Here is a 25,480-nt window from a genome sequence, read left to right on the forward strand (position 1 = left end):
CTAATTTATCAAACATAATATCTCAACCACCTTTGGTAAAAGGAATATCTAGTTTAAAAAAGGTATTTGAGGTACTTGAGTATAGCTTATGTCCTAGTAATGATTTTACAACATTAGCGGGAACTCCATTTTCCATCATGTTTTTAATAAAGGTGTTTCTGAAGGTGGATAAACTAACACCTTTATTAATAGATGTTCGTGCGAGAATAACAGAGATTTCTCTTTGTATCCCCCTATTGCTGAGGGGACGATATGGTTTTCGTTCAGTAATAAACAAATAATTAGACTCATCAGATCTAGATTTAACATATTCACTTAAATACTTCTTTGCATCATTTTGCAACATTACTATTCTACTTCCATATCTAGAACTATTAACATTGATTATTTCTTGATTCCAGTTCAGATCCCCAAGTTTCATAGCGCTTATCTCGCTAAGTCTACATCCAGTAGACAATATTAGTTCAACCAACGCTCTTTCCCTTGGCAAAACACATGCGTTTCTAATTTCTTCAATTTCTGATTTTTCTAGAACTACAAGCTTGGCTTCTTCCTTACCTAAAGGCTTTATTGAGTCAACTGGATTACTTTCAATTATTCTTTGGTCCTTTAGCCACTCAAAAAACAATTTCAATATAACTCTTATTGCATCCAAAGAAGTCTTTGCATTTATATTATATGCTTTTTCTCTGTAAGCCAAAAAATTAACAATTTCTTTTGTATTTATTTCAGATAACATTTTATCTTTAAAATATGAACTAAATATATTGAGTTGTAATTCGTAATTCTTAATAGTCAAGTCTTTTAAACCAGAAAGTTTTTTCTCATAAAGAAAACTATCAATATTAGGCTGTATTCGAGTATCCTTAGGTTTCTTACCATAATTTACAGAGTCTGCCCGGACCCAACCAATGCCTGGATTATTAACAAACTCTTTCATCAAAGAAATAGAGACCCTTCTCGCAAGATCATCTTCATTGATCCAAAAGTCGCATATTTTGCCTTTCATAACCCGTGCAATAAATTCATTAAGTTTTGATTGTAGATACGGGTCGCTCTCCCGCTCAGAAGGTGTTGTGGGAGTATTTCTATCTTGTATAAACGCAAGTATAGGAAGACCTATTTCTTGAGCAAACTCGTATTCCTTTTCGGTATAACTAATGCCATCTGAAGACAAACTTCCATATCTTTGCCCTACAACTAACAAATAATAATCACACAGTCTTAAGTTGTTTTTTATTAAAGACCATTGATCATTATTTCCTGCACTAAACATTTCCATCCCTAATGGAATTTGATTCATTGAAAGGATAGATTCTATTACCTTGCTTCTAGCGTTAATTAAATCTGTATATGTAGAGCTAATAAACACCATATATTTTTTGGTAAAGTCCATTTGGTCCCCCTGAAAAAATGGAAGAGAGATCTTCCCTCTCTTTTGATATATATATCTAAAGCATATCATCAGAAATCAGTAAATGCATATAATAATATTTGCTGAAGGGTAAAAATAAAAAGCCGATGTATAAAGGTGGTTGCCCTTCTTACATCGACTTTTAGGTTAGAAAAGTTGGGTATATCTTTTCCTTATTAACCCCCGACCCCATTCTCATAGGCTGTGAGTTGGCCGTCATGACCGATGTTGCCGAATCCCCCCGTGCCGAAACTAATGATCAGCGTCAGCGCCAAGATCCATTTCCGCACCCTTCAACACCTCCCCCATCAAGGTTTCATACTCTTGCAGCTGCTCGGGCAAAGCAAAGCTTCGATACTGCTCAAATAATGGGACCATTTTCATGAAAAACTCCTTATTATGGAGCGAAACGGCATACTTGAGCGCGAATATCAATTTCTCCAACCCTTCCGAAACTTCCCGTTTTCGCAGCAAATAAATGGCCAGCTGATAGTTTAAATCCAGGTATCGGTCCTTATTGACGGCAGAAACATAGTAATTCGGAAATTGGTTATATAAATCCGTATTCACCGGAAACTCTTTTAAGACGTCGTCGATCAAAAAACCGTTGAGGTTGGCGGCTTCGACAATGATCCTCAAGCTGGGAAGAACCTCATAGGGGTGCTCCTTGAGCAGATCGATATATTCCGGCAGGATGGCTTCATTTCCATTCAGAATCTCCAGATTATACCGGTTCGCTTTCGCCCAAACCTTAAATTTCCCAACCTCTTTCAATCCGGTTTCGTCAAGGCCTTCAAACCAGCTTAAATCCGCGTATTCAGCCACGCAGTCCAACGCTTCGCCGTACTTGCCCTGATGCTCCAATGCCGAGCCTTTCAGCAAATAACCTTGGCCGTAATATACCACCAGGTGCCGCTCGCAGCGCAGCTCGTGATAAGGATTCGCGGAGGAGGTTTTCCGGCTTGTTTCATAGATGCGCTGGGCCAGCGTTTTCAACTCCTCGGCAAATCTCTCGACATATGTCCACTTTTGCAGCGTATAATAGGCGTTTGCCAATTGCAGTAGCCCGTCGAGCTGAAGATCTTCGGGAAGCCGGTTGCGGTACGGCTCGAACCAGGTTGCCGACCTGAGATTAGATTCCGCGTCGTCTCCCAGGTTCATCCGGAACAAGCGGAATTGGCTGATCGCCAACCGCTCCGAATGCTGATATTTCTCGTATTCGCATACCGATTGATAGAATAACCTCGCCGCTTCGCTCCGTCCTTCCTCATAGAGCTCCTCGCCAATGGCAAAAATCATCGGAAGATAGGACAGATCCTCGGCCAAGCGGGACAACACTTGTTCAATGCAGCCCAACTCGCCGATTTCCGCGCAGCGGAGCAAAAATGCCTTTAGCCGCCGCCGGTTCGGGTGCCGGGAATCGATACATTCGTCAATATACAAGGGATAATATGATCCGATCGGCTGTTCAAGCGCTTCGGTCATCAAGTCCAGTTGCCCGATGGAGATCGGTTTGGGGGGATTTCCGTTTAAAATGGCGCTGAGCGTCCCCCGATTGATTCCCGAACGGTGGGAAAAGCTGTGCAAGGAATATCCTTTCCTTTCCAGCTGGCGGCTGATCACGGAACGAATCGCGGGTTCATTCGTCATTCGATCTCCCTCCTTCGGAATCTCCTATATTTTTACACATTATACGAAAATATGTACAAGCGGTCAATTAAAAAAGGGAACCTCCCAATAACTTGAGAAGCTCCCTACCGGCGCTAGACTTCCAGGATGGACGGCATGATATGCGGGGTTCGGCCCACTTCTTTGGAAAAATATCGCCGCAGCTGTTGCTGGGTCGCCCGCAGCCAAACGTTTTGATCGTAAGACTCTTTCTCGCCGAGCCGGTTCAGGCTCCGCTTCAGCATCGCTTCGGCCCGGCGCAGCAGCGGCCTGGCGTCCTGCATGTAGACGAAGCCGCGCGAGACGATGTCCGGTCCGGCCAGGATTTGCCGCGTTTTGCGATCCACCGTCATCACGACGATGACGATGCCTTCCTGAGCCAACTCCATCCGTTCCACCAACAGCGTATCTTCATAGGTCGGGCGCATCTCCCCGTTGCTGATCAGCACCTGTCCGGAAGGAATCGTACGCCCCCGCTTCGCCCGGTTCCGGTACACCGATAACGTGTCCCCGATGTTCATGACGAATACATGATCTTCAGGAATGCCCGTTTGCAGCGCCAAGTTGCGATGACTGAGCAGCATCCGGTATTCGCCGTGGATCGGGATGAAGTATTTGGGACGAATGAAGCTAAGCATCAGCTTCAGGTCCTCCCGGCAGCCGTGCCCGGACGTATGGATATCGAAAATCGAGCCGTAAATGACGTTCGCGCCTGCCCGCAGCAGCAAGTCGATACTGCGGTTGATGTTCTGTGCGTTGCCGGGAATCGGCGAGGACGAGTAAATGACCGTATCTCCCGGATAAACCTGCACATTCCGGTGCGCGCCTGATGCGATCCGGCTCAGCGCCGCGTTGGGTTCGCCTTGGCTGCCGGTGCAGACGATGAGCACCTGCTCCTCGGGATAACGATCGATGTGCTTCACGTCGATCAGCATGCCTTCCGGTACGCGGATATATCCCAGGTCTTGGCCGATGGCGAACACTTTCTCCATGCTGCGTCCGATCACGGCGATTTTGCGATTCACGAGGGTCGCCGCTTCCACGACTTGCTGCAGCCGGTGTACGTTCGAGGCGAAGGTGGCGAACAAGATCCGCCCATGACAGCCACGGAACGAATCCAAGATCGCGTCACCGACCCGACGTTCGGAAGGAGTAAACCCTTCCTTCTCACTGTTCGTGCTGTCGGCGAGCAGCGCCAATACGCCATCGCCGCCGACGCTAGCCATTTTAAACAAGTCGGCCGGACGATCCTCCGGCGTGAAATCGAATTTGAAATCTCCCGTATGCACGATCGACCCGTACGGAGTATCAACGACAATTCCGAAGGCATCAGGGATACTGTGGGTTGTCCGGAAGAAATGCACGGCCAGATGCTTAAACGCGTACCGGTCGTTCTCGTGGAACACGTGCAACTCCGCTTGCCCCAGCAGCCGATGCTCCTCTAGCTTGGCTTTAACCAACCCGATGGTCAGCGGCCCGCCGTAGATCGGCAGTTGCAGTTGGCGTAGCACGTACGGAATGGCCCCGATATGATCCTCGTGACCATGGGTAAGGAACAAGCCTTTCATTTTATGCTTGTTCTCAATCAAATAGCGGATATCCGGGATGATGCAATCAATGCCCGTCAAGCGGGAATCCGGGAATTTCAGACCCGCGTCAATCAGAATGATCTCATCTCTATATTCGATGCCGTACATATTTTTGCCGATCTCCCCGATCCCGCCAAGCGAGAAAATCCGTACAGGCGGAGGAGACGACTTAGAACGTCGATTCGTCTTTGCTGGTTTAGTTGCTGCTACATTCATTAGGTAGATAATCCTCTCTGAAGGGTTCGTTCAATAGGGTATAAGAGAATTATACTGAATTATCGGCATAATAACTATTTAATTTTTACGGATATTCGGCAAAGACGGAGGAATTTATCTAAAGATATGAGGCTCTACATTCAAATCGAGGCTTGAGGTGCGGCAACAGGAACAAGGCTTAATCTAACGCTTAAGAGCAACGTTATTGGGCCCAAAATGAGAATGCGCAGGTTGTAACGCTTGCAGGAGAGCTTATTTTCCGGTTTCTCGTCCAAAAAACGGCGTTTTCGCCCCCATAAGCTCGCTGACCAGCGTTAGAAATATTCCCCCCCACTTTTCGCTTAAATAAGCGTTCCTGTAAGCGTTAGGGCTATTCATGAGGACCAAAAAAATCGTCGTCAACTGCGGCGGCATCATCGAGATTTCTTACAACGGCCAGCTTTTTTAAATCGAAATTGCGCTGTTTAAGATCCGCCGCCAGAAGCCGCAGGGATGAAGCCAATCGAATCCAACGCTATTTTAAATTGCCGATCAATTGCTGATAGGCATCTATAACTTGCGGTGAAGCATAGTTTTTATAACGTTCGAATAATTCCACATATTTGATAATCAAGGATCGATTATGAATGTTTAAATAACAGTATTGTTCCAGGCTCTCTATAAAATAGTTAAAGCCCTCCGAATATTTGCCTTTGCGCAAATAGTAAATTGCTAGTTCATTGAGAAGTTTGGAAATGCGATCATGAATTATTTGCTGAGTGTACGCTCCTCTTGCAGCAGGTTGTTTTGTTGAAGCAACACTTTCCACTTCAAAGCGCCTAATTATATCGTCGACATCAATGTCAAACCGATTGGCAGCTTCCATTATATTTAATAGGGCAAGAACAGTGTCGTCTTTTTTGGAGACGATACTAGCCACATAATCGGGAAAGACACTCACATCTCCAGAAGATAGTCTGGTCAGAAGGGTATTTGCCTGGGCCCACTCTTGAAACAGCTTCTTCCAATGCAGAGTCTCCGGATCGTTTTCCTTCACCCAGCTTAATTCAGCATACATCTGAATATATCGCAGCGCCTCTTCATATTCTCCCTGCATATCATTAATATTTCCAAGAAGAAGATAAGAATAAGCCAGGTAAAAAAACAAAGGTCTGTTCGTCTTTCTTTGGAGAACGGTTCTCTCCCTTTCCGAGAAGTAATAAATTTGGGCTTTTTGCTCCATTTTTCGAACAATAGTCTCTACCTTATCCCAACGATTTAACGCACGATAGGCATTCGCTAAATCCCTCAACGCATCAAGTTGACTTTCTTCGTCCAGTCGCTCGACAAAAGGTTCAAACTGGATAGCGGCCTGGTAATTTTTATCTTGGTCCGTGCCCTGACCAATTAGGAATAAACGGTACTGGCAGAGCGCAAGCCGTTCGGAATGCTGCCTGCGTTCGGTCATGGCCACGTTCTCATACAAAATCCCCGCCGCTTCAAATAAATCTGCTTCAAAAAATTCTTCGGCCAGATCAAACAAGAGATGTGCATATAACGAATTGTCCAGCAATAAACCAACGATCTCCCGAATAAGATCCGGCATATCCAGCTCGGCGCAATTTTGCAGTAAAGGTTTAACCCTGCGCCAATCGGGGTTAGCTTCATGTAAGTACTCTCCAATATAAGTCTTGTAGAAATAACCCCGGGGAAGCTCCATTACCGCCGTGATCCTTTCCAATTGTTCTACCGCGAGCGGACGGTTGCCGTTCAAGATCGAGCTGACCGTCCCGGGGTTCAGTTCCCATTGCTTGGCCAATTGCGTAAGGCTTAACCCGTTCCGCTCCATATATTTATGGACTGCCTCAATAATCGTAGTCCGATATTTCAAGTGATTCAAGTGAATCCCCCCTCAATCATGCAAATGAAACTATACACATTACTTTAGGGGATTATGTCTAGATTTGGAAAAACAAAAATTAAAAAGCAAAAATCTGACATAGGAAGGGGCTGTCCCAAAAACCATAAATAATGGTTAAAGGAGCAGCCCTTAACGAATTGAAACCAAAAAATGTGTGATAACGATCAGGGAACAAGCGAAAAATAGTAATATAAAGTCTTTATTGCTGAAAGAAATTATACATTTGACTGCTTTGCTATATTTAAGTGTAAAAAGAACCCGTTAACCAACAAGGTCAGCGGGTTTTTCTACGGCTTCACTGATTTGAGACGATACTTAGCGTCGCCAGTAAGCCAATATTTTTTCATTAAATGAGTAATCTATTAAGTAAGTAAATTTAATTTTGGGACAGCCCCTTTGCAAAAAGCTGTTTTGAAATTTTAAATTAACCGCCCCCATGGTGGGAATTCAAGAAAAATTGTTGATTTCCTGCATCTACCGGAGTTAGGACAGGATTAATCAGAACAAGCAAAAGACTACTTAACAAGAGGAGTGACGCCCATTTTCTTTTCATCTTCGTACACCTCACTAATCAATTTTTTGTAGGCCGAATTAGTTTCGATGGAAGCATGCTCTCTAAAAAGTTCAAACAACCCTACACACTTGATTATACATGCTTTATTATTAATTTTTGAACATTTTTCCAAACTATCAAGTAAATATTTAAATCCTTCTGAATAATCACCCTTATGTAAATAATAACTTGATAACTCGTTCAAAAGCCGAGATATACTATCCGTGATCATTTGTTGAGTATAGACACCAAGTGATGTTGTTTTTTTCGTTATGGATCCAACTTCTCCTTCGAATCGTTGTAGGATATCATCAACATTAATTTCAAATCGGTTGGCTGCTTCCATAATGTTTAATAGAGATAGAACAATTTCATCTTTTTTGGGTTCAATGTAAGCCACATACTCTGAGAGCATACTTTCATCCCCGGAAGATAGCCTGGTCAATAAAAAATTCGCATGAGACCATTCCTCAAAAAGACTCTTCCAATGTAGCGTTTCCTGATCGTTTTCTTCCACCCAGCTTAAATCCGCATAAAGCTGAATATAATGCAAAGCTTGCTCATAATCTCCACGTAAATCACAAATATTTCCGCGTAGCAGATAAGAATAAGCCAAATAAAAAAACAAAGGTCTGTTTGGTCTTTTCGAAAAAAGCTCCCTTCGATCCCTTTCCGAGAAATAGAAGACTTTGGTTTTATGCTCGAGCCTTTCAACGATTTTCTCAACTTTATCCCAGCGGTTCAAGGCGCGATACGCATTAGCCAAATCTTTTAACGCATCCAGTTGCTCCATTTCATCCAACCGCTCCACAAAGGGCTCGAACTGAATGGCCGCCCGATAATTCAACTCTTGGTCATTGCCTTGTATGATCATAAACAACCGATATTGGCAAACCGCCAACCGCTCCGAATGCTGCTTCTGCTCACTTTCAGCGATGACTTCATAGAGAAGTGCAGCTGCATCATGCTTATTGCTCCTAAAAAAATCCTCCGCCACCTCAAACAACGGGCTGGAATACGCCAAATTATCCATCAAAAAATTTACGGTTTGTTGGATGCAATCCAATTTTCCGAGTTCAGCACAACGGTAAAGGAAGGGTCTGATCCGCCGCCAATTGGGGGAAGCCTCCATCAAATAATCTCTTACATACTCCTCGTAAAAGAAACCTTCGGCAAGCCCCATCGATACAGTCAGCCGATCCAATTGCTCAACGCTCATCACCTTCCTTCCGTTAATCATGGAACTTACGGTACCGGAATTCAGCCCCGCCAGTCTGCTCAATTGGCTGATGTTTAAGCTTTCCCGGTTCATGAAGTTGCTCAATTCCGTTAAAATCGTGGTTGTTTGATGCATTCGATAACCACTCCTAACAACCTTACAATTCCTCAATTACCCCGTAGCTTAATCTTAAATAGGAGTCTTCGCCAGTTAATGGGTAATATTGCTATCTCAAATCTAATATGTCTGTCCTTTTTTGTCAATAATATGCAATAAGAAACTTTTGAGTTCTTTTCTAGACGATATGCAACTTCTAATACTCTGCAGTTCACCCCTCCCCATCGACTAAACTTATTACGAGAGGTGGCTTTCATGGAAGTAGCAAAGCAAGTCGGCAAGAATGTCAGGTATTATCGCAAACTCAAAGGGCTTACTCAGGAACAGTTGGCCGAGTCGACGGAAACTTACGGTTCCTATATCGGAAGGTTGGAACGCGGGGAGCAAAACGTGCAGCTCGAAACGCTGCATAAAATCGCCGACGCCCTGCAGATTAGCGTATATGCGTTATTCCGGAATCCGGGGTACGACGAGCTTCAGGACCAGACGTGGATTTGGCAAATCGTGCAGTTGCTGCAGGAGCAGCCGGCCGAGGAACAAGCGCGTGCCTATCGCGTATTGAAAGAAATGTTCCGACCAAAATAAAAGGGTTTAAAACGGACTCCCTCCGCTTTAAACCCTTTATTTATGTTCCTTAGTCCCACAATCCGCTGCGTCCCGCAACTTCCAACCAACGTTCGGCCAGCAAATCATGACCCGCCACCGTCGGATGGACGCCGTCCCAGAGCCAGTATGCGGCCTCCGCCTTTTCGGTCGCCGCATCAAAAGCGTCCTGCAACGGGACATGCACCGCCCCAAACTCTTCGGCCAACTGGCGCACGGTGTCCTGGTACCGTTTGATCAAGCGCTCCCATTCGGTCCATTTTTCCGCCGTGGCCCCGGTCTTCAAGATGAATGGCTCGCATAACACCAGTCTGGTGCTTGGCAGCACCTCCCGCGTCTCCTCCAACAAATGGCGGTAAGCCCGTTCGAAACGGTCCGTCGCCCCGCTGGGCTCGCCGCTCATTTGCCGCCAGGCGTCGTTCACGCCTACTAGCAAGCTGAGCACGTCCGGCTTCAGGCTGATCGCATCCTCGTTCCATCTTGCGTAGAGGTCGGAGACCCGGTCGCCGCTGACCCCCCGGTTAATGAAGGCAGGTTGCAAATGGGCAAATTGGTGTCCTAACTTCGCAGCGATGATGTAGGCATAACCATGCCCCAAAATATGATTCAGGTCGTAGTCGCGCCCCCGGTTCCCATCCGTGATGGAATCCCCTTGGAATAACACCGTGCATTGCGTCTTCATGCGTTTTCCCCACTTTCTATTGGACTCTGTTTCCCATTATAACTTTGGAATCCATCGCCCCTCCATGAAGAAATTAGTGCAAATCGGCGGGTTCTCATATCCGAATCCGTCTATTTTACCGCCACAAAAAAGAGCCGGGCCGCATCCTCCACCGCCTCTACCCATTCAAAATCGGCATAGAGGGTGACGTCGCGGAATCCGCAGCGCAGCAGCTCGCTTCTCATCCATGCCGGGTCGTAGGCCCGCTGGATATGCGTCTCTTCGAACCGGCGGTACAGCCCGGGACCTTGTTCTTCCTCGCGGGCGAAGATCGTCAGATGATGCTCGATCTCGTTGCGATAGGCATCCCTTTCGCACGTCCAGATATAGGACACGCTGGGCTCATCCCAAATAAAAGGCTGCTCCTCCTCGTACCGGATCAAGGTGTTAGGATGGTGCACGTCGAACAAGAACGTCCCTCCGGGCTTCAAGCCTTCGTATGTACGGCGGAAGGTCCGGACGATATCGTCCTCTTCCAGCAAGTAGTTCAGGCAATCGCAAAAAGAAATGACGGCATCGACCGGCTCGGGCACGGACCACTCCGTCATATCCTGCTGCACCCAGCGAACGCTGCCCTCGCGGAACAGCCGGGCGCCCTGGGGCGTCGTTTCCATTTTGCGGCGGGCTACCGCCAGCATGTCGGCGGACAAGTCGATGCCCGTTACCTCGAACCCGGCATTGACCAGCGGGATGGTGATGCTGCCGGTTCCGCAGCCGAGATCGACGACCGTCCTCGGCATTCCGTGCTGTTCCCAAGCCGTGCGGGCAAACCGGATCCAGTCCGGGTAAGGCATGTCCTCCATCAGTTCGTCGTACACATAAGCAAATTTCCGATAAGATGCCATGGCTTGCTCGTCACCGCTTTCTGTCTGGATGCGCTATTTCCGTAATCTAGGCTTCCGGCTGGTTCGGGTCGTTCCCGCCGGTGGCCGGCTTCTCGGCTAAATAGGTCCAATTTTCTTTCTGAACGACTTTGCCTTCCTTCATCAGCTTACCGATCGCTCGTTTGAACGCGGATTTGCTGATGGCAAACCGCTGCTTGATTAGATCCGGCGGCGTTGCGTCGGAATACGGCATGCCGCCGCCCGGGCGGCTCTCCAGATACGCCAGGATCCGTTCCGCGTCCTGGCCCATGCCGATTTCCTTGCGCGGAGCCATCGCCAGGTTCACGCGCCCGTCCTCGCGGATATGGGCCACGCGTACCTGTACCCGCTCGCCCAAGCGCAACAGCCGGTTACGCTCGGTCGCATGAATCATCCCGATCGCGCCAAATCCCAGCACGCCGCCTTGAACGACGACAAACGTCCCCATTTGCAGAGGTTTGTAGACGACGGCGTCCAGCCATTGGTTTTTCCAGGATTCCGGGGCATGGAAGGCGTGAGGGGCCAGCTCCTGCTCGCCCGCCAGCTTCGCTTTGAGCCGCCCCTGCTTGTCGTGTTCCATGATGACGTACACTTGGTCGCCAACCTGCGGATGCAGCTCCTTCAGCTCAGGCAGCTCACGGATCGGCAGCAGCAGCTGACGGCCAAGCCCCATCTCCAGGAAGCAGCCCAGCCGCGGATGCACGTCCGCCACCTCGAGCAGCGCCAGCTCGCCAAGCGTCAAATACGGCTTTTTCATCGTGGCCGCCAGACGGTCCTCCGTATCGTAGAACAGGAACACTTCCACCGTTTCTCCCGGCTTGACCTGGCGAGTCAGCTCGGAGTAATGAAGCAGGACGTCCTGCCCGCCTGCGCTCAGAAAATATCCGTACGGCGATACCTCGCGATCGATCGGCAAAGATACGATGGTTCCCGCGACCAGGCTCATACCGTCTCCACGACTTTGGCATCCGACCAAAGACGCTCGATATTGTAATATTCGCGCTCATCGCGATGGAACACATGAACGACCACGTCGCCAAGATCCATCAGCACCCACCGGGCGGAATCCATGCCTTCGATGCCGCGGACCTGCGCGCCGGCCTCATGCGCTCTTTTTCGGACCTCGGTGGCGATCGCCTGCACCTGCGTATCCGAGTTGCCGTGGCAGATCACGAAATAGTCCGCGATCAGGGAAATTCCCTTCAAATCCAGCGCCACGATGTTCATTGCTTTCTTATCGTCTGCGGCTTGCACCGCCATGTTCAATAATTCGTTCGAACTTACCGCCATTCACTCAGCCTCCCTTGATTTGGTTCGGTTTACTATCAGATCATTCCGCGCCAACACCGTCAGCGGGAAGATCGGTTTTCCTTTCTCCAGCAAAAAAGAGATCGTCGAATCGAACCCCGCAACCAGCGCGTCTTCCAAACTCGTTTCTGCCAGCTCACGAATCTTCTCCACACCCGGAAACTCGCGCCCCGGCTCGATATAATCGGCCAGACAGACGATTTTGTCCAGCAGGGTCATTCCCTCCCGGCCGGAGGTATGGTAGCGGACCGCGTCCAGCACTTCCTCGTCTTCCACGCCGTAATCCCGCCGGGAGACGAAAGCCCCGACTTCTGCATGCAGCAATTGCTTGTCATGCCGGAGCAGCTCGGCGTTTAAGCCGTTCTCGCGGATGATCGCCTCCTGCTCTTCGATCGGCCAAAACTTCGCCAAGTCATGCAGCAGCGCGGCTAAATCGGCTTTGACCGGATCGGCTCCGTACCGTTTGGCCAGAATCACCGCGCTCTCCATCACGCCTTCGACATGCTTCCAGCGTTTGGCCGGCATCCCCGCCGAAACGGCGGCGATCAGTTCTTCACGGCTGTAACCCATACAATCCGCTCCTTGTCATATATTCATACACGGCGTCCGGAACCATGTACCTGACCGAACGGCCGGCGGATAAGCGGCTGCGTATCAGGCTGGAGGAAATATCGACAAGCGGCATTTCCGCAAGCTGCACCGCATCCTGAATAAACGGAGGCAGAGCATCCAGCTCCAGGAAGCTTCCGGGACGCTGCAGACCGATAAACGAGAGCATCCCGGCCAAATCCTCGATCCCTTCCCATTTGGGCAGATAGTTGACCATGTCGGCCCCGATAATGAAGTAGAATTCCAAATCGGGATGCAACGAGCGGATCTCCCGGATCGTGTCCACCGTATAGGATACCCCGCCGCGACGCAGCTCAATGTCAAGTGGCTTAAAAGCGGGATGGCTGGCGATCGCCGCCTCCACCATCTCCAGCCGCTGCTGGCCGCTGACGCCGGCCTGATGCTTGTGCGGAGGGATATGGGAGGGCATGAACCAGACCTCTTCCAGATGATATTGTTCTCTGGCGGCTTCCGCCGCCAGGAGATGGCCGAGGTGAATCGGATCAAACGCCCCGCCCATAATTCCGACTTTTTTCATTTCACATTTCCTCCACGAACCCTTTTAAGATTCGATATCGAATCCCCTTCTTGGTCCTGCTTCGTGATCAAAAGCTCACTTTTTGAATTTCCACTTCAATCAAGGTTCAAAAAGTTGGCTTTTCAGCACCGAGAAGGTTGGATAAACCTAGGGACTGAGTAGCGCAGCGTACGTTTTGGGTACGTGAGCAACGGAAGGCCCGGCTGAATTCAAGATTCGACGTCGAATCCCCTTCTTGGTCCTGCTTCGTGATCAAAAGCTCACTTTTTGAATTTCCACTTCAATCAAGGTTCAAAAAGTTGGCTTTTCAGCACCGAGAAGGTTGGATAAAGCTAGGGACTGAGTAGCGCAGCGTACGTTTTGGGTACGTGAGCAACGGAAGGCCCGGCTGAATTCAAGATTCGATGTCGAATCCCCTTCTTGGTCCTGCTTCGTGATCAAAAGATAACTTTTTGAACTTCCTCTACGGCAGCTCGATTTGCTTGTATTCGCGGGACTCCTTGTAGAGAATAATCGTCCGGCCAATGAGCTGAACCAGCTCCGCGCCGGCACCTTCCGCCAGCTCCTCGGCAATTTCCTTCGGATCGTCCAGGTTATTGTTCAGGACGGAAATCTTGATCAGCTCCCGGCGCTCCAGCGCTTCCGAAATTTGCTTGATCATATGTTCGTTGGTGCCGCCCTTGCCCACTTGAAAAATCGGCTGCAGCCCATGCGCCATGCTGCGCAGATGACGTTTTTGTTTTCCCGTTAACATTTCGTTTCATGACTCCTTAATATTCAATTATGCGACAACATGCTTTATGGATGCATGCTCTCCAATACCGCGGCACGCATCGCTTCGACCGGTGCGGTCCGGCCGGTCCAATGCTCAAATGCGTAAGCTCCCTGGTAGACAAACATCCCGAGCCCGCTGTGGACCGTACACCCTCGAACCTCAGCTTGCTGCAAGAGCTCCGTCTTCAGCGGATTGTAGATCAGATCGCTCACGACGATCCCCTCCGGAATCTGCCGTGAATCCAGCGGGCAGTCACCGACGTGCGGATGCATGCCAACGGAGGTCGTGTTGATGATGAGGTCCACCTCCGGCAGCACCGCATCCAGCTCCTCCATCCCGCGGCCGGACAAACTGCCGAGATGGGCCCATTCGGCAGCCAGCTCCCGCGCTTTCCCAGCCGTGCGATTGGCGATTGTCACCAGGCCCGGACGCTCCTGCAGCAGCGCATAGACGATGCCGCGAGCCGCGCCGCCGGAGCCTAACACCAGCACACGCTTGCCTTCCAGCGCCGGAGCCGCCTCCTCCTTCAGCGAGCGGATATACCCGATGCCGTCGGTGTTATATCCGGTGAGCACGCCATCGTCGTTGACGATCGTGTTCACCGCCCCGATCAGCCGGGCTCCTTCGTCGATCCGGTCCAAGTAGTTCATCACTTCCACCTTATGCGGAACCGTGACGTTGATGCCTCGGAAGCCAAGCGCGCGGATGCCGCGAATCGCTTCCTCCAAGCGCTTCCCTTTGACGTGGAACGGCAGGTAGGCGCCTGTGAGCCCGCAGGCCTCAAGGGCAGCGGTATGCATCGCGGGCGATTTGGAATGCTGGATCGGATCGCCGATGACGCCGAGCAGCAGCGGCTGCCCGCCGCGACCGCCTTCCCGCACATGTTCCCCTTCCCGTTTCTCGTGATTCGCTTGCTCTCCCATCGGTTCTCCTCCCGCTCGCCGACTCATGAAAAATAAAGGCATAAATGGGCCTTATTTTTTCTTAAGTCCTCTTCTTACCGAGAATAGCGGTACTTTATGGCCTTATTCCGCCTGAAGCTTCGTCAAACCGGCTAATCTCCAGGCTTTTTCCCAAAATAACGCCTAAAATTACCGCTATTCCGCTCAAAACTCGCCTTTTCCCTAAAATAGCGCCCTTTTATACCCTTATCCGGGTTTGAGCCGCCATCGTATATCGCCCTGCCCTTAAATCAACGACGGCCGAACGAGCACTTTCACGCCCTTAGGCACATGCGCCGCAACGACCGCGCCGAAATCGTTGTTGATCTTGATCCAACCCAGGCCGGAAATGAACAGGTCGCTTCGGCTTCCCTTCGGAATCCGGAACTCGTGCCGCGTCCATTCCGGCAAGGCTTCGAGATGCTCCTTGCTCGGCGGCGCCAGCATTTCCCCGGCATGCTCCGCGAACAGCTCGTCCGCCCGCTCCAGCTTCGTGCGGTGAATCGGCACCCGGCCGCTGACGAAACAAGTGAACGACTGGCGCTCCCCCTGAATGAAATCAAACCGGCCAAAGCCCCCAAAAAAGAGCGTTTGCCCCTCATTCAGCTGGTACACCGCCGGCTTCAACGCTTTGTCCGGCATTATGACGCCCAAATCGGAAGGGGCCACCAGCTCGCTGTAACGGGACGGATACATGATCCCCGGCGTATCGATAATCGCTCGGCCGTCATCCAGCGGGATGTGCACCATGTCGAGCGTCGTGCCCGGATAACGCGAAACGGTCAATTCCTGCTCCAGATCGCTGTAATCTCGGATCAACCGGTTGATCAGCGTCGATTTGCCGACGTTCGTCGCGCCGACGACATACACGTCGCGATCGCCGCGCCGTGCCGCCACTGCTTCAAGCAGCCGGTCGAAGCCGCTGTTTTGCTTGGCGCTGCACAGGACGACGTCCTCGATCTTCAGCCCCAAGTCCTTCGCTTCCTTCTGCACCCAGTTCCGGACTTTGTTCCAATTGGTCACCTTCGGCAGCAAGTCCGTTTTGTTGACGGCCAACAGCACCGGATTGTTCCTGACGAACCGCTGCAGTCCGGAAATGACGCTGCCCTGGAAATCGAACAGGTCCACGATATGGATGACCAGCGCTTCCTTTCCGCCGATCTGCGACAGCAGCCGCAGGAACTCGTCCTGCTCCACCGTAACCGAAGAGGATTCATTGTAGTTCTTGATCCGGAAACAGCGCTGGCAAATGACCGGTTCTTTCGATAAAGCTTGCTCCGGGACGAACCCCGGTTTACTCGAATCTTGCGTTTGCAGCATGACGCCGCACCCGCTGCAACGAAGAGCGCCTTCCGCGCTCCGTACTTCCGTCATCGCTTCTTTTCCTCCTCGAGCCATAATCCAACCTTGCCCAGCCGCCGCTTCACGATGCGCTCCAGCCGGCGGTTAATCCTCGTGCCGATCCCTTCGTCCTGGACGGAAATCGGGAGCACGAGCACGGTATATAGCCCTTGCCGGTTACCGCCAAACACGTCGGTCATCATTTGGTCGCCAACGACGATCGTCTCCTGCGGGCCGAGGCCCATCATTTCCATGGCTCGGTGGAAAGCCGCGCCGGACGGTTTTCTGGCTGCGTGCACAAACTCAATATTCAAAGGGTTTGCGAATACCGACACCCTGTCCAAATTATTGTTTGACACAATCACGAGTTTAAACCCGCATTTCTTTACTTTCTCAAACCAACCGATCAGTTCGGGAGTGGCCAGCGGTGCTTTGGCTCCGACCAGCGTGTTGTCCAGGTCGGTGATGATGCCGCGGTAGCCTTGGGCATAGAGTCCTTCCAGATCGATATCGAATACGCTGTCCACGCGTAGATTCGGCATAAACTTCTCAAACAAATACGTTCACCTCGGTTTCATACGACAAACTATACCATATTCTTCCCCCGACATGCTTCTATTTTAAAAAAGAAAACGCCTCCCGCGCAAGCGCGGGGGCGTTCATGAAGCGTTCAACCCGGATGGCCGTTCTCACGGCGGATGAGCGGACTTGGTTTTCCGGTCGCGGCCATCCGGCGGATCACCGGCCGAGGAACCGTTTGCCGCCGACCGGCAGCGCTTGACGGAGCCCGTTCCCGCCGGCCAGTTTGACCGCTTTCCGCGTCATTTCCCGAGCGGCGCGCCAATCCGACGCGGCCGGGTTCCGGCCGTAGTTCGCTTGTTCATAAAGGAGAAGCAGCGGATCCAAGGCCTCGGCAAGCTGCGGCCGCTCCAGCTTCCACCGCCCGAACGCCTCCCGCAGCGTCTCCTGCTCGCCGCGGGCAAAACCTCTGCGGCGAAGCCGCTTTACAAGCCGCAGCGTTTCGTAAATCGTCTTCTCCCCCGGCGTCAGCGGCCGCCCTAAACGCAGCCGGAGCCAGAGGAAATACAGCTCCGAGCGCAGCTGATACAGGGTCCAAAGCAACAAAACGCTCACGGCTGACACGAAAATCCGCTGCATGACCACCGGATCCAGCTTGGAGAAGAAGCTCTCTTCGGAAGAAGAAACATCCGTATCCGTGTCCGTGTCTAACGCGAAAGCCTCCTCGCTCTCCTCCGGGGCGATCATGATCGGCGATGCGAAGCCCGGCGTCGGTTCAAACGGAATCCAGCCGTAATCGCCGAAATACAACTCCGCCCAGGAGTGGGCGTCGGCGTTGCTCACGTTGTATGCCCGGCTCATCTCCGGGCTGCGCATCATCATCTCGTCGCTCAGCTGGCTGCCGGGGGCGTAGCCTTTGACCCATCGCGCCGGAATCCCTAGCGAACGGGCCATCACGACCATCGCCGTCGAATAATAGTCGCAATATCCCTGCCGAATTTCGAACAGGAAGCTGTCGACGAAATCGTCGCTGCGCTTCCGGGTCAAATCCGGTTTATTCGTATATTCGTAATTCTGTCGGAGATATTGCTGCAGCAAATCCATTTTCGCGTAGGGTGTTTCGCCTTCCGCGGTAATCTCCTCTGCCAGGTCTTTAACCCGTTGCGGAAGATTGTCCGGCAGTTGCAGATATTCCTCCGGTGCTCCTCCCGGATATAACGTTTCGTAATCGGCTTGCTCCAGCTCCTCGAGCGGAATCAGCGGAATATTAGCGACAACCTTGTACTTCCTAGGATAATCCGGCAAATCGCCGGGATTGCGGTATCCATTCCAGAACAGCTCCGCTTGTTTGACGGACCACCGCATATCCGCCTGCTGGCGGTCGTCAAGCAATTCGACGCTTTCGATGGCGTAACCGCCGAACAACACCGGGTACACTTTGTCGGTATTCATCGTTACCGTCTGCTCCACCCGCATCGTTTCCACTTTACCCGGCTGCTCGTGCACAAGCGGGTCCGCGTTCGGCGCGCCGCGATAACGTTCCGTATCCCGGCCCTCCTGCTCCAGATCGGCCCATCCCTTGCCGGAATAGAGGCGACGAGTTTCACCGCGCCAATAAGACCTTACCGGCGTATCGATCGACATGACCGGGCTATAGCTGAATTCGAACCCGTCGCCCAGGGTTTTGTCATCGCGGCTGTAACCGGAAACGACTTCCTCTTGGACGATGGAGGGACCATCCCCCAGCGAGCCGGACAATGCCGAGGGCCCGCCGCCCCCGCTCCCGCTTCGCTTGATCCAAGCCGTGTACGGATCGGTCAGCGTCGGCGAAACCGGCGGCATACTGACCCCGATCAACAGCACGCAGGCAAACACGATGCCGATATTCACGGCGATCTTGAACGGGCTCTGCCGCAAACGCTGCCAGCCCTGCGGATATTTCCTGCGGTATTCGTAGAAATGCATGCTCACCAGCCAGCCGAGACCCGCAAACACGATCCAGGCTACGTTTTGCCATAAATGATAACGCGTAAAAGAGTCCAAAATCGCAAACGCTACCAGGTGGACTGCCAAAAATACCAGGATTCTCGGACGATTGACGACCAAACGCAGCACCGCCTCCAGCAGCGCCCAGGCTACTAAGGAGAACCAGATATACGGCGTAAAGGTCAACGCCATGCCGCGGATCTGATCGGGAAAAAACGGGCCATACGGAACGTAAACTCCGTAACTGGTCAGGATAAAGCGCCATACGGTCAGGAGCACGAAGATTTTGATCGTCCATTTCCATGCGGCCTGCACCGGGAGCAGCCATTCCACCAACGCCATCATGATAATCGTCACGGTCACCAGGGTGGTCGTCACCGAGAACCAGAGCGGCTCCGTAAAATCGATCCACTGCATGGCGATGATCACGACCCATAGCAGGGTCAATGTTTGATAAGACTTCGGATATTGAGATTTGGCCGGCGGTTTCACAGCTTCGCACCCCCCATCGCCGCGGGAAGCTCGCGGAGGGAGGAGACGTAAACGCCGCGCAGCCCCCGCTCCTGCAGGGTTCCCTGCCAAGCGGAACGCTTGCCGGCCCGATAGGCGTTCGGTACGCCGGCAACCGCGGACTCTTCTCCGATCTGGATATGATAAGGGATCATCTGCCGCGATTTGGCTAACCTTAGCATCGATAGCACCTTATCGTCCGCCAGCGGACTGATGAGGATAAAGAACGCGCCCGGCTGAAACATCTCCTGTTGCGCTTCTAAGCGATCCTTATAGTTGCCGAACCCGTCGGCATTGATATCGACGAGCTGGTGCAGCATTTGCTGCCGCTCCAGATAACTTTCCGCCGGCGGAAAGTAACGGATCGTCTTGCCCAAGGTGCAGAGTCCCATGCTGATGCGTTCTCTAGCCCCGTAGTCCAGCAGCGACGCGGCCGTAGATACGGCCAATTCGAACTGCGCGGGGCGAAGATAACCGCTGGTATGAGCGTCCAGTACCAGAAGCATTTTGGGCAGCGATTCATGTTCAAATTCCTTGGATTTCCATGTTCCGGTCTTCGCGGTGGCGCTCCAGTGAATACGGGAAATCCGATCCCCGTACACATAGTCGCGCACCCCGTTAATCTGGGTCGATTCCCGACGCGACAGCGCAACGGCTGTCTCCGGGCCAGCCAGACGCGAGTTGCGGCTGTACAGCTCCCAGTGAGGGATGAACACCGTCCGAGGAAGGATGCGGAATTCCCCGCCGGTCTGAAAGACGCTGGTATGCTCGACTAGGCCGAAAATATCCTCGGCACTGCAGCCCGTACCGGTAAAAGCGTATTTGCCGCGCTCGAGCGGTGGCGTTTTGTACACCAGTTCGGATCGGGAACTGAAATAGGGCACCACGCTGTCCTCGAATACCCAGGTATCTCCGTTATGGCGCCGCAGCGTTTCCCGGACGACGATGTAGGGGAGAGGCAGGAAAGCCGGCAGCTGAAGCTGCAGCTTGACCAGCACCTGGTCCCCGGCCTGAAGTACCGCGCCCCGCTCTCCGGATAACGACAGCGTTCTGGAGCCCTTGATCCGCTTCACGCCGCCAAGGCCTCCGATAGCCCAATAGAAGCCCAGCACCGAAACCATCATAAACAACATCAGCGAGGTTTTCCCGCCTTGAAACAGGACGTATAGCAGGCAGACCAGCCAGACGGACGCAACTCTCCAGAACTTGCGGGAAGTTAGGCCCGATTTGACGCCTTCGACCAGCGCGCGCATCGGTTACCGTCCTACGGCGACCGGTACATGGACCTGCCGGAGAATTTGCTGCAGCACCTCGCCGACGTTCCGGTGCCCCAAACGGGACTCGGGACGCAGCAAAATCCGGTGTTCCAGCACAAACGGCGCCAGCGTTTTAATATCGTCCGGCAGCACGTAATCCCGATCCTCCAGGAAAGCGTACGCCTTGGCCGCAGCCATAAATGCCAGCGAAGCTCGCGGGGACGCCCCTAACAGCACGTCTTCATGCTCCCGCGTCCGGCGTACGATCTCCAGCAAATAATCAGCAAGCGGTTCGCTGATATGGACGTTCTGGACCTCGCGCTGGATGGCGGCGATCTCTTCCATCGTTGTAACCGGTTCCAACTGATCGGCCGGTTGGCCTTGGCTATGGGAGCGCAACATCGCTTTCTCCGTGCCGGCGTCGGGGTAACCGATGCCGATCTTCATCATAAAGCGGTCCAATTGAGCTTCCGGCAGCAGATAGGTGCCTTCAAAATCAATCGGGTTTTGCGTGGCGCACAGCATAAAGGGATGGGGAAGCGGGTAGGTCACGCCGTCGGCGGTCACGCTGCGCTCCTCCATGACCTCCAGCAACGCGGACTGCGTTTTCGTGGTCGCCCGGTTGATCTCATCCGCCAGCAAAATATGCGTCATGACCGGACCCGGCCGGAATACGAATCGTTCTTCATGGGGATGGAAAACCGAAACCCCCGTAATATCGCTGGGCAGGATATCCGGGTTGCATTGAATCCGCCGGTAATCGCCGCTCATCGATCGGGCCAGCGCCTTGACGAGCTGCGTCTTGCCGGTACCGGGCACGTCCTCGATTAACACATGGCCGCCGGCCAGCAGCGCCGAGAGCAGCAGTTTGATTTCAAACGACTTTCCTAAAATGCACGACTCCAGGTTGTTCTTTACGGCGTTTAAAGTTTGCATCGATTGCTCATGTACGGGCACGCATTTTCCCTCCCAAATAAGACCTGTATATATCTACCTATTTTACATGAAGATAGATAGGGAGTACACCGATACCCGTAAAAAGCATGCTGATTTCCGAAAAATTATCCTTTGGGCCGAACCACAAGCGCCGCAAGGAAGGAAAAAATGATCGCCGCCGAGATCCCCGCGCTGGTCACATCGAAAATCCCGGTGATCACCCCGATCCAGCCATCCCGCTGCAATTCGGTCAACGCCCCGTGAACCAGCGAGTTGCCGAAGCTTGTAATCGGCACGGAAGCTCCCGCTCCGGCGAACTTCACCAGCGGATCGTACCAACCGATCGCGTCCAGCACCGCGCCGGCGACGACCAGCGAGCTCATCGTGTGGGCCGGTGTCAACTTCAATACATCCATCATCAATTGGCCGACAACGCAAATCAATCCTCCAATCAAAAACGCCCATACAAATATCATTTATCGTTATCCTCCTGTTCCAGGGCGACCGCGTGAGCGATGCAGGGAATGCTCTCGCCTTGCTGATAGGACAGCGGCGACAAGAGGGCACCCGTGGCAACGATCAGCACCCGGCCCAGTTCCCGGTTCTTTATTTTTCGTAAAATATGTCCGTAGGTGACGACAGCGGAACAGCCGCAACCGCTGCCTCCGGCATTGACGTAGGTCTGTTTCTCGCGGTCGTAGATCATGAGCCCGCAATCGTTAAATTCCGTTTGGTCCATGATAACGCCGTCCTTGCCAAGCAGATCCTTGACGATGGCATGTCCCACCGAAGCGAGGTCTCCGGTAACGATCAAATCGTAATCCTCGGGCCCGCGGCCCGTATCGCGGAAGTGAGAGACCAACGTGTCCGCCGCGGCCGGGGCCATCGCCGCTCCCATGTTAAACGGATCCTTGATGCCAAGATCCTGGATTCGTCCGATCGTGGCATGGGTGATGCGGGGACCGGAACCTTCTTTCGATACGACTGCGCAGCCCGCTCCGGTAATCGTATATTGGGCCGTCGCCGGCTTTTGCGAACCGTATTCGGTCGGATAACGGAATTGCTTCTCCACCGTACAGTTATGACTGGCCGTACCGGCCATGACGTAACGCGCTCCGCCGGCGTCCGCCAGAAAAGCGGCGAGTGCCAGGCTCTCCATCGAGGTGGAACAGGCGCCGAACACCCCAAGGTACGGAGCGGCGATCGTGCGAGCCGCGAACGTCGCGGTGATAATCTGGTTCATCAAATCCCCGCCGATGAAGAAGGACAAATCCTCCCGGTCGATGCCGGCATGGACCAGAGCGAGGGCCGAAGCGTGCTCCAGCAGCTTGCGCTCCGCCTTTTCCCACGTCTTCTCGTCAATTTCCAAATTGTCATACACGAAATCAAACGTGCTCGACAATGGCCCCTCTCCTTCTTCAGGTCCAACGACCGTCGCCGCCCCGATAATCGCCGGTTTGGAGCGGAATTCCCAGGTCTGCGAGCCGATCAGCATCGGTTAATGCACCCCTCCCAGGCCGAAAATCACATGAATCACTCCCACGATAAAAGCGGCGACGACACCAAACACGATGACCGATCCCGCCAGCCTGAACATATTAGCCCCGACGCCGAGGACCAGCCCCTCCGCCCGGGATTCAATCGCCGAGGAGCACATCGAATTGGCGAAACCGGTCACGGGCACGGCCGTGCCGGCCCCGGCCCACTGGGCGATTTTATCGTAAACGCCCAGTGAGGTGAGCACGACGGAGATGAATATCAACACGGCGACCGTAGGACTGGCCGCCTCCCGCGCCGTCATGTCGGCAAAGGTCATGAACAGCTGCTGGATGCATTGCCCGATCAGGCAGATGAACCCGCCGACCAGAAACGCCCGCAGGCAGTTGCCCCAAATGTTCGTTTTCGGTTTATGCTGGTCGGCAACCTGCTTGTACTCTTGCTCCGTCAGCAGCAGGTGGTTCAGCTTCACCCGGGCCCCCGGCTTGTTTTTCGCTTTAGCAGGCAAACGGCATTCCTCCTTAATTTCCTAACTTGCACGGTATACTCATTATTTGTCATCCGGCCGCTTGTTATGTTTGGAAAATCATCCATGGCTTACGGCATGAAAAAACCCGCGGGAATGGGCTTCCGGCGGGTTCGCGTCAGGCGGGACAGGGTATTGCTAAATATGAGCTGTTATCCGTGTATCTCCAGTCGATTCACAAATACTGAAGGATGATGACCAGCAGGATGAAAAGCAGGCAGATCACCAGCCAATCCTTGGCATACCGTTCCATTAAGCTTAGCCTCCCTCATTCGCCCATCGAACTGCTGCTTGCTGCAGTATATGCCTGCCGTGAAGAGCCGGTGCGGCGAAAGGGCTGACTGAAGAAATAAAAGCCGCATGGACAATCGAAAAAAGGTAGTTCATACTAAGATGGAATGTTCACTTTCGATCCACTTGATAAGAAAAAAAGGAGAGAGAATACGATGAATGAAAAAACGCGCGAGCTGTTTAAGCAGCTGACGGAATTTCCGGCGGCGCCCGGATTTGAGCGGGAACTGCGGGCCCTCGTCAAGGACAAGATGTCGGCTTACACGCAGGAATTCGTGCAGGATAACCTCGGCGGTCTGTTCGGGGTATTGCGCGGCGACGAACAAGGTCCGCGGGTCATGGTTGCCGGACATTTTGACGAGGTTGGCTTCATGACCACCGGCATCAGCGACAACGGGATGGTTTCGTTTCAGCCGCTGGGCGGCTGGTGGAGCCAGGCCGTATTGGCGCAACGCCTGCAAATCGTTACGTCTAGCGGCCGAATCACGGGCGTGGTCGGATCGATCCCGACGCACCTGCTGGACGAGTCGCAACGCAACAAGCCGGTGGACATCAAAGCGATGTACCTGGACATCGGGGCCGATAGCCGCGAGGAGGCCGAAGCCGCCGGCGTGCGGATCGGCCAGCAGATCGTGCCGATTTGCGAGTTTACCCCGCTCGTGAATCCGAAGAAGATCATGGCCAAAGCTTGGGATAACCGCTATGGCGTAGGTTTGGCCATTGAGCTGGTGGAGGCGCTGCACGGCGAGAAGCTGCCGAACATCGTTTATGCCGGGGCCAACGTGCAGGAGGAAGTGGGTCTACGGGGCGCGCGGACGGCGGCGAATTTGATTCAGCCGGACATCTTCTTTGCCCTGGACGCCAGCGCGGCCAACGACATGACCGGCGACAAAAAAGCGTTCGGACGGCTGGGCGACGGCGCGCTGCTGCGCATCCTCGACCCGACGATGATCACCCACCGCGGGTTGGTCGAATATATCCGCGATACGGCGGATACGCACAAAATTAAGTACCAATATTTCGTGTCGCCGGGCGGCACGGACGCAGGTCAGGTGCATCTCAGCGGCACCGGCGTGCCGTCGAGCGTCATCGGCATTTGCTCCCGCTACATCCACACGTCCTCTTCGATCATCCATACGGACGATTACGAAGCCGCGAAGGAGCTGCTGATCCGCCTCGTGCGCGGGCTGGACCGCACGACTCTGAACACGATTCTGGAAAACAGCTGAGCACCGCGGCGGCAACCCCGCTGGTTTCGGCTCATCTAGCTGACTCTGCTAATCTCGTAGTCTTCAGCTTATCTAGCCGATTCGGCTAATATCTCGCTGTCTACAGCTATTCTAGCCAATTCGGCTAACCTCGTCGGATAAATGTTGCAGATACTGCAACATTTATCCCGCGAGACCGATATCCGCGGGCGAAATGTTGTAAAATATACAACATTTCCTCTCGGTTGTGGCGAGATCTCCGGAAAATGTTGTACAAAATGCAACATTTCGCTTCTGAAGCCGCATATCCCGCCTAAAATGTTGCAGTTTCTACAACATTTTGGAGGGAACAGCGAAAAAAAACGCAAGGCCCCGA

At 52.6% G+C, this 25,480-nt stretch carries 24 protein-coding genes; 3 read left to right on the forward strand and 21 right to left on the reverse strand.

Annotated elements, in window-relative coordinates; genetic code table 11:
* Positions 1-22: 22 nt before the first annotated feature.
* The 5 genes from MJ257_RS13995 to MJ257_RS14015 all read right to left on the reverse strand — a co-directional run bounded on the left by MJ257_RS13995 (position 23) and on the right by MJ257_RS14015 (position 8,694).
* Positions 23-1,396: a DUF4062 domain-containing protein gene (locus MJ257_RS13995; RefSeq protein WP_240269820.1), complete on the reverse strand. Its 1,374-nt coding sequence runs from the start codon at positions 1,394-1,396 to the stop codon at positions 23-25.
* Positions 1,397-1,666: 270 nt separating this feature from the next.
* Complete coding sequence (locus MJ257_RS14000) at positions 1,667-3,064, reverse strand: helix-turn-helix domain-containing protein (protein ID WP_240269821.1); 1,398 nt, start codon at positions 3,062-3,064, stop codon at positions 1,667-1,669.
* A 113-nt stretch (positions 3,065-3,177) separates the two neighbouring features.
* Complete coding sequence (gene rnjA, locus MJ257_RS14005; protein WP_270406515.1) at positions 3,178-4,887, reverse strand: ribonuclease J1; 1,710 nt, start codon at positions 4,885-4,887, stop codon at positions 3,178-3,180.
* 514 nt (positions 4,888-5,401) lie between these two features.
* Positions 5,402-6,766, reverse strand: a complete 1,365-nt coding sequence (locus tag MJ257_RS14010) for a helix-turn-helix domain-containing protein (RefSeq protein ID WP_240269822.1) — start codon at positions 6,764-6,766, stop codon at positions 5,402-5,404.
* 536 nt (positions 6,767-7,302) lie between these two features.
* Positions 7,303-8,694 carry a tetratricopeptide repeat protein gene (locus MJ257_RS14015; RefSeq protein ID WP_240269823.1) on the reverse strand — a complete coding sequence of 464 codons (1,392 nt, stop codon included), beginning with the start codon at positions 8,692-8,694 and terminating at the stop codon, positions 7,303-7,305.
* 237 nt (positions 8,695-8,931) lie between these two features.
* Here MJ257_RS14015 and MJ257_RS14020 point away from each other — a divergent pair, with 237 nt between their 5' ends.
* The gene (locus MJ257_RS14020; RefSeq protein ID WP_240269824.1) at positions 8,932-9,261 is read left to right on the forward strand and encodes a helix-turn-helix domain-containing protein; all 330 of its coding nucleotides are present in this window, start codon (positions 8,932-8,934) and stop codon (positions 9,259-9,261) included.
* A gap of 49 nt (positions 9,262-9,310) precedes the next feature.
* Here MJ257_RS14020 and MJ257_RS14025 read toward each other — a convergent pair whose 3' ends face one another.
* From MJ257_RS14025 to spoVAC, 16 genes are all read right to left on the reverse strand, one after another.
* Positions 9,311-9,961, reverse strand: coding sequence for an SGNH/GDSL hydrolase family protein (locus MJ257_RS14025; RefSeq protein ID WP_240269825.1), 651 nt, complete (start codon positions 9,959-9,961; stop codon positions 9,311-9,313).
* 110 nt (positions 9,962-10,071) lie between these two features.
* The gene (locus MJ257_RS14030) at positions 10,072-10,845 is read right to left on the reverse strand and encodes a class I SAM-dependent DNA methyltransferase (RefSeq protein ID WP_240269826.1); all 774 of its coding nucleotides are present in this window, start codon (positions 10,843-10,845) and stop codon (positions 10,072-10,074) included.
* A 46-nt stretch (positions 10,846-10,891) separates the two neighbouring features.
* Positions 10,892-11,809 carry a CvfB family protein gene (locus MJ257_RS14035; protein ID WP_240269827.1) on the reverse strand — a complete coding sequence of 306 codons (918 nt, stop codon included), beginning with the start codon at positions 11,807-11,809 and terminating at the stop codon, positions 10,892-10,894.
* A complete protein-coding gene (gene rsfS, locus MJ257_RS14040) occupies positions 11,806-12,153 on the reverse strand; it encodes a ribosome silencing factor (protein ID WP_178022006.1) in 348 nt (115 codons plus the stop codon). Before rsfS ends, MJ257_RS14035 begins: the two co-directional genes overlap by 4 nt.
* Complete coding sequence (gene yqeK / locus MJ257_RS14045; RefSeq protein WP_240269828.1) at positions 12,154-12,741, reverse strand: bis(5'-nucleosyl)-tetraphosphatase (symmetrical) YqeK; 588 nt, start codon at positions 12,739-12,741, stop codon at positions 12,154-12,156.
* Positions 12,725-13,318, reverse strand: coding sequence for a nicotinate-nucleotide adenylyltransferase (locus MJ257_RS14050; RefSeq protein ID WP_240269829.1), 594 nt, complete (start codon positions 13,316-13,318; stop codon positions 12,725-12,727). The genes yqeK and MJ257_RS14050 overlap by 17 nt, the downstream gene beginning before the upstream one ends.
* A gap of 463 nt (positions 13,319-13,781) precedes the next feature.
* On the reverse strand, positions 13,782-14,072 hold the full coding sequence (gene yhbY / locus MJ257_RS14055; protein ID WP_178023436.1) for a ribosome assembly RNA-binding protein YhbY: 291 nt from the start codon (positions 14,070-14,072) through the stop codon (positions 13,782-13,784).
* A 44-nt stretch (positions 14,073-14,116) separates the two neighbouring features.
* Positions 14,117-15,016: a shikimate dehydrogenase gene (aroE, locus tag MJ257_RS14060; protein ID WP_240269830.1), complete on the reverse strand. Its 900-nt coding sequence runs from the start codon at positions 15,014-15,016 to the stop codon at positions 14,117-14,119.
* Between the two features lie 264 nt (positions 15,017-15,280).
* Positions 15,281-16,408 carry a ribosome biogenesis GTPase YqeH gene (gene yqeH / locus MJ257_RS14065; RefSeq protein WP_240269831.1) on the reverse strand — a complete coding sequence of 376 codons (1,128 nt, stop codon included), beginning with the start codon at positions 16,406-16,408 and terminating at the stop codon, positions 15,281-15,283.
* A complete protein-coding gene (locus MJ257_RS14070) occupies positions 16,405-16,932 on the reverse strand; it encodes a YqeG family HAD IIIA-type phosphatase (RefSeq protein WP_240269832.1) in 528 nt (175 codons plus the stop codon). Before MJ257_RS14070 ends, yqeH begins: the two co-directional genes overlap by 4 nt.
* A gap of 181 nt (positions 16,933-17,113) precedes the next feature.
* Complete coding sequence (locus MJ257_RS14075) at positions 17,114-19,372, reverse strand: DUF4129 domain-containing transglutaminase family protein (protein WP_240269833.1); 2,259 nt, start codon at positions 19,370-19,372, stop codon at positions 17,114-17,116.
* Complete coding sequence (locus MJ257_RS14080; RefSeq protein WP_240269834.1) at positions 19,369-20,643, reverse strand: DUF58 domain-containing protein; 1,275 nt, start codon at positions 20,641-20,643, stop codon at positions 19,369-19,371. Before MJ257_RS14080 ends, MJ257_RS14075 begins: the two co-directional genes overlap by 4 nt.
* A gap of 3 nt (positions 20,644-20,646) precedes the next feature.
* Positions 20,647-21,603: an AAA family ATPase gene (locus MJ257_RS14085; RefSeq protein ID WP_240269835.1), complete on the reverse strand. Its 957-nt coding sequence runs from the start codon at positions 21,601-21,603 to the stop codon at positions 20,647-20,649.
* Between the two features lie 104 nt (positions 21,604-21,707).
* Positions 21,708-22,058 carry a stage V sporulation protein AE gene (spoVAE, locus tag MJ257_RS14090; protein ID WP_178023430.1) on the reverse strand — a complete coding sequence of 117 codons (351 nt, stop codon included), beginning with the start codon at positions 22,056-22,058 and terminating at the stop codon, positions 21,708-21,710.
* Complete coding sequence (spoVAD, locus tag MJ257_RS14095; protein ID WP_240269836.1) at positions 22,055-23,077, reverse strand: stage V sporulation protein AD; 1,023 nt, start codon at positions 23,075-23,077, stop codon at positions 22,055-22,057. The genes spoVAE and spoVAD overlap by 4 nt, the downstream gene beginning before the upstream one ends.
* A 3-nt stretch (positions 23,078-23,080) precedes the next feature.
* A complete protein-coding gene (spoVAC, locus tag MJ257_RS14100) occupies positions 23,081-23,587 on the reverse strand; it encodes a stage V sporulation protein AC (RefSeq protein ID WP_178023428.1) in 507 nt (168 codons plus the stop codon).
* Between the two features lie 224 nt (positions 23,588-23,811).
* Here spoVAC and MJ257_RS24810 point away from each other — a divergent pair, with 224 nt between their 5' ends.
* A complete protein-coding gene (locus MJ257_RS24810) occupies positions 23,812-23,946 on the forward strand; it encodes a hypothetical protein (RefSeq protein WP_270407366.1) in 135 nt (44 codons plus the stop codon).
* A gap of 105 nt (positions 23,947-24,051) precedes the next feature.
* Entirely contained in the window at positions 24,052-25,125 is a 1,074-nt protein-coding gene (locus tag MJ257_RS14105; protein WP_178023427.1) for a M42 family metallopeptidase, read from the forward strand.
* Positions 25,126-25,480: the final 355 nt, after the last annotated feature.

The sequence above is a fragment of the Paenibacillus timonensis genome (assembly GCF_022427145.1).
GTDB lineage: Bacteria > Bacillota > Bacilli > Paenibacillales > Paenibacillaceae > Fontibacillus > Fontibacillus timonensis.

Bases quoted from the DNA above. Each gene is read 5' to 3' on its own strand.
- MJ257_RS13995 (WP_240269820.1), bottom strand. From the start codon at position 1,396: ATGGACTTTACCAAAAAATATATGGTGTTTATTAGCTCTACATATACA.
- MJ257_RS14000 (WP_240269821.1), bottom strand. From the start codon at position 3,064: ATGACGAATGAACCCGCGATTCGTTCCGTGATCAGCCGCCAGCTGGAA.
- rnjA (WP_270406515.1), bottom strand. From the start codon at position 4,887: ATGAATGTAGCAGCAACTAAACCAGCAAAGACGAATCGACGTTCTAAG.
- MJ257_RS14015 (WP_240269823.1), bottom strand. From the start codon at position 8,694: ATGCATCAAACAACCACGATTTTAACGGAATTGAGCAACTTCATGAAC.
- MJ257_RS14020 (WP_240269824.1), top strand. From the start codon at position 8,932: ATGGAAGTAGCAAAGCAAGTCGGCAAGAATGTCAGGTATTATCGCAAA.
- MJ257_RS14025 (WP_240269825.1), bottom strand. From the start codon at position 9,961: ATGAAGACGCAATGCACGGTGTTATTCCAAGGGGATTCCATCACGGAT.
- MJ257_RS14030 (WP_240269826.1), bottom strand. From the start codon at position 10,845: ATGGCATCTTATCGGAAATTTGCTTATGTGTACGACGAACTGATGGAG.
- MJ257_RS14035 (WP_240269827.1), bottom strand. From the start codon at position 11,809: ATGAGCCTGGTCGCGGGAACCATCGTATCTTTGCCGATCGATCGCGAG.
- rsfS (WP_178022006.1), bottom strand. From the start codon at position 12,153: ATGGCGGTAAGTTCGAACGAATTATTGAACATGGCGGTGCAAGCCGCA.
- yqeK (WP_240269828.1), bottom strand. From the start codon at position 12,741: ATGGGTTACAGCCGTGAAGAACTGATCGCCGCCGTTTCGGCGGGGATG.
- MJ257_RS14050 (WP_240269829.1), bottom strand. From the start codon at position 13,318: ATGAAAAAAGTCGGAATTATGGGCGGGGCGTTTGATCCGATTCACCTC.
- yhbY (WP_178023436.1), bottom strand. From the start codon at position 14,072: ATGTTAACGGGAAAACAAAAACGTCATCTGCGCAGCATGGCGCATGGG.
- aroE (WP_240269830.1), bottom strand. From the start codon at position 15,016: ATGGGAGAGCAAGCGAATCACGAGAAACGGGAAGGGGAACATGTGCGG.
- yqeH (WP_240269831.1), bottom strand. From the start codon at position 16,408: ATGACGGAAGTACGGAGCGCGGAAGGCGCTCTTCGTTGCAGCGGGTGC.
- MJ257_RS14080 (WP_240269834.1), bottom strand. From the start codon at position 20,643: ATGCGCGCGCTGGTCGAAGGCGTCAAATCGGGCCTAACTTCCCGCAAG.
- spoVAE (WP_178023430.1), bottom strand. From the start codon at position 22,058: ATGATATTTGTATGGGCGTTTTTGATTGGAGGATTGATTTGCGTTGTC.
- spoVAD (WP_240269836.1), bottom strand. From the start codon at position 23,077: ATGCTGATCGGCTCGCAGACCTGGGAATTCCGCTCCAAACCGGCGATT.
- MJ257_RS24810 (WP_270407366.1), top strand. From the start codon at position 23,812: ATGAAAAGCAGGCAGATCACCAGCCAATCCTTGGCATACCGTTCCATT.
- MJ257_RS14105 (WP_178023427.1), top strand. From the start codon at position 24,052: ATGAATGAAAAAACGCGCGAGCTGTTTAAGCAGCTGACGGAATTTCCG.